At 69.8% G+C, this 3,744-nt stretch carries 3 protein-coding genes; 2 read left to right on the top strand and 1 reads right to left on the bottom strand.

The window, feature by feature from the left end; genetic code table 11:
* Positions 1-118 precede the first annotated feature (118 nt).
* On the bottom strand, positions 119-1,312 hold the full coding sequence (locus ACFV2J_RS41990) for an RtcB family protein (protein ID WP_385097195.1): 1,194 nt from the start codon (positions 1,310-1,312) through the stop codon (positions 119-121).
* 214 nt (positions 1,313-1,526) lie between these two features.
* On the opposite strand from ACFV2J_RS41990, the gene ACFV2J_RS41985 reads away from it, so the two are divergent.
* Entirely contained in the window at positions 1,527-2,375 is an 849-nt protein-coding gene (locus ACFV2J_RS41985) for a DUF3558 domain-containing protein (protein WP_385097192.1), read from the top strand.
* A 147-nt stretch (positions 2,376-2,522) separates the two neighbouring features.
* Positions 2,523-3,446, top strand: a complete 924-nt coding sequence (locus ACFV2J_RS41980) for a DUF3558 family protein (protein WP_385443747.1) — start codon at positions 2,523-2,525, stop codon at positions 3,444-3,446.
* The last annotated feature ends 298 nt before the right edge of the window (positions 3,447-3,744 follow it).

The raw sequence follows: 3,744 nt of genomic DNA, 5'->3' as shown, positions 1-3,744 counted from the left end.
TTTCGGGAACCCCCCCGGGGGGTTGGGTCATTAACGCGGGCGTTAGCCCCGCAAAGTCGCGCCCGGCCGGGGCGGCCGGGGCCCCCCCCCGGCGCCCCCCCCCCCCCCCCCCCACGGTTCAGCCCTTCACGCAGACGACCTGCTTCAGCTTCGCCACGACCTCCACGAGGTCGCGCTGCTGCTCGATGACCTGCTCGATCGGCTTGTACGCGCCCGGGATCTCGTCGACGACGCCGGAGTCCTTGCGGCACTCGACGCCCCGTGTCTGCTCCTCCAGGTCCCGTGTCGAGAAGCGGCGCTTCGCCGCGTTGCGGCTCATGCGCCGGCCCGCGCCGTGCGACGCCGAGTTGAAGGACTTCTCGTTGCCGAGGCCCTTCACGATGTACGAGCCCGTCCCCATCGACCCCGGGATGATGCCGAACTCCCCCGCGCGGGCGCTGATGGCGCCCTTGCGCGTGACGAGCAGGTCCATGCCCTCGTAGCGCTCGATGTTGACGTAGTTGTGATGGCAGCTGACCTCCGGCTCGAAGGCCGGCTTCGCCTTCCTGAACTCCTTGCGGATCACGTCCTTCAGCAGAGCCATCATCAGCGTGCGGTTGTACTTCGCGTACTCCTGCGCCCAGAACAGGTCGTTGCGGTACGCCGCCATCTGCGGGGTGTCCGCGACGAAGACCGCCAGGTCACGGTCGATCAGGCCCTGGTTGTGCGGGAGCTTCTGGGCGACGCCGATGTGATGCTCTGCCAGCTCCTTGCCGATGTTCCGCGAGCCGGAGTGCAGCATCAGCCAGACAGAATCGGTCGTATCCGTGCAGATCTCGACAAAATGGTTTCCGGAGCCCAGCGTCCCCATCTGGTTCGCCGCCCGCTCACGGCGGAACTTCACGGCATCAGCGATCCCGTCGAACCGTCCCCAGAAATCGTCCCAACCCGGCGTGGCGAGTCCGTAGACGTCGCCGGGACCGACGGGCGAGTCGTGCATCCCGCGCCCCACCGGGATCGCCTGCTCGACCTTCGACCGGAGCCGGGACAGATCCCCCGGCAGGTCGCCCGCGGTCAGCGACGTCCTGACCGCAGACATCCCGCAGCCGATGTCCACCCCCACCGCCGCCGGGCACACCGCGTCCCGCATGGCGATGACCGACCCGACCGTCGCCCCCTTGCCGTAGTGGACGTCGGGCATGACGGCGAGCCCCTTGATCCACGGCAGCGTCGCCACGTTCTGGAGCTGGCGCAGCGCACCGTCCTCGACCGACGCCGGGTCGGCCCACATACGGATGGGTACCTGCGCGCCCGGCATCTCCACGTACGACATAACATCCCCATTCCCCCGGAAAGCAACAAAAGGCATACAACGCAAAAGCGGCGCCAAGGTCGACGTACAGGACAACGGACCGGCGTCCACGGCAGTGCGTGCGATACACATTGTCTGCAGGGGCCGCCCCCACGCGGCAACCGAATAACCACAGGACAGCACCACAGGACTCCCTGGGCCACGGGCCCCGGAATCCGTCGAGAGGAGCCTCACCGTGCAGCGGAAGGCGTACGTCCCCGGGACCGCCGTGCTCCTCGCGGCCCTGCTGGCCGGCTGCACCGGCGGCTCGGGAGGCGGGGAGACCACGACGGACCCCAAGCCGGGTGCCGCCGGTGCGACCACCCCGGCCGCCCAGCCGGGCAAGTACCGCACGCTGCCGGAAGCCTGCGCCGCCGTCAGCCACGACAGCCTCGACTCGCTGCTGCCCGGCATCAAGCAGATCACCGACCAGGAGCAGCGCGACACCGCCTACGAGGGCGAGGCCACCCTCACCTACGACACCGACCGCCGTGTCGGCTGCGGCTGGAAGGTGGAGTCGACCGACGCCACCGACCACCTCCTCGTCGACTTCGAGCGCGTGGTCTCGTACGACAACGCGATCAGCGACGACACCCGCGCCCAGGACATCTACGCGGCCAAGGAGGCGGCGGCGGACCTTCCCGAACCCGCCGGCTCGCCCACCGCGTCCGCCACCGGCAGCGCGTCCGCCACCAGCTCCGCCTCCGCCTCCGGCAGCGGGGCCCCCACCCCGTCCTCTTCCGCGTCCACTCCCGTGTCCGGCGGCGGGACCGCCTCCCCCGGTACGAGCGGGACCCCGGCCGACCTCCAGCCCCGCCGGCTCGGCTCCATGGGCGACGAGGCGTTCCTCGACGACAAGCTCAACTCGGCCTCCTCGACGACCCAGCAGCGCACGGTGACTGTGGTGTTCCGCACGTCCAACGTGATCGTGACCGTCGAGTACGCCGAGCAGCCGACCGCCTCCGCCGGCGCCCCGGACAGCAAGGAAATGCAGGACAAGGCACGGAATCTGGCCCAGAAGCTGGTCGACAGGTTCAACGGTTAGCGGGCCCGCGGGGGCTTGCGGGGCTCCCCCGCGAACCACTGGAACCGGAAACACCCGGCTGCCTCACCGCGTACCGTGGCCCCTCGGACCCGACCGGCCGCACGTTCCATGTGCGGCCGCACCACGAGCGCCACGAGTGAAGGAACCATGCACCGACCAGCACAGCGAGTAGGCCGAGCCCCGCGACTCACCCGCATCCTTGTCTGCGCAGCCGCCGTCCCGGCGATGTTCGTCGCCGCCGGCTGTTCCTCGGACTCCGGCTCGGACTCCGGCTCCGGTTCCGCCTCCGGCGACGCGAAGCCGAGCACCGGCACGAGCGCGGCGGGGTCACCGGACGCCACCGCGAACGCCGTCAAGAAGGCCGCGTACGCGACGCTGCCGAGCCCCTGCGCGGTGCTCTCGAAGAAGACGCTGGGCGAGCTCGTCCCGAAGGGCCTGAAGTCGGCCAAGGCGGGCCAGTCGAACGACGCCGGGAACCGCGGCAACTGCTCCTGGAACAGCCTCGACAACAAGGGCGTCAAGGGATCCCAGTTCCGCTGGCTGAACGTCTCCCTGCTGCGCTTCGACTCGGACGAGGCGCGCGGCGAGGGCAACCAGCTCGCGCAGACCTACTACGAGAAGCAGGTCAAGGACGCGCAGACGGTCACCGGCGCGAAGGCCACCGGATCGGCGCCGGTCTCCGGGGCCGGCGACGCGTCGACGGCGGTGCACTACGACCTGAAGAAGAAGGAAGGCACCTTCAAGCAGCAGACGGTCGTGACGCGCGTCGAGAACGTCGTCATCACGCTCGACTACAACGGCGCCGGTCTGGCCGGCGACAAGGCGCCCGGCGCGGACGACCTGACGAAGGCCGCCGAGAAGGCGGTCAAGGAGGTGGTGGCCTCGGTGGCCACCGCGAACCAGGACGGCAGCAGGCCGGGCGGCGGCCAGGACGGCTCCGGCGCGCCCTCGAAGTCGGCGTCCCCGTCCGCGTCCGCCTCGAAGTCCGCGAAGCCGTCGAAGTCCCCGAGTCCTTCGAAGTCGGCCGCCAAGAGCGCTTCCCCTTCGAAGTCCGCGGCCGCGAAGAGCTGACATCGCGGCCGTTTCGGCGGATCAACTCGTAGGCGTTCCAACGCATTTGACGGAGCCCGGGTCCTGCGGGGACCGGGCTCCTTCGCTACCGCCCACCCGTACGCCGTACACATGTGCCACCCTGTTGCGCGCAACAACACGCAAGGAACAACACGCAAGGGGAGGGGAGTACGGGTGTCCGCGCCCATTCAGCTCACCCGGATGCACCGGATTCTCATCGGCGTGGTCGTCGCCGGTGCGCTCGTCATCGCGGGAATCGGCTTCGCGGGTTCGTACGCGGCCGTGCGCGAACTTGCCC

The organism is Streptomyces sp. NPDC059668 (assembly GCF_042734135.1).
Taxonomy (GTDB): domain Bacteria; phylum Actinomycetota; class Actinomycetes; order Streptomycetales; family Streptomycetaceae; genus Streptomyces.
The sequence above is the reverse complement of the archived record's forward strand: the minus strand, read 5'-3'. Positions and strand labels throughout refer to the sequence as shown.

Bases quoted from the DNA above. Each gene is read 5' to 3' on its own strand.
- ACFV2J_RS41990 (WP_385097195.1), bottom strand. From the start codon at position 1,312: ATGTCGTACGTGGAGATGCCGGGCGCGCAGGTACCCATCCGTATGTGG.
- ACFV2J_RS41980 (WP_385443747.1), top strand. From the start codon at position 2,523: ATGCACCGACCAGCACAGCGAGTAGGCCGAGCCCCGCGACTCACCCGC.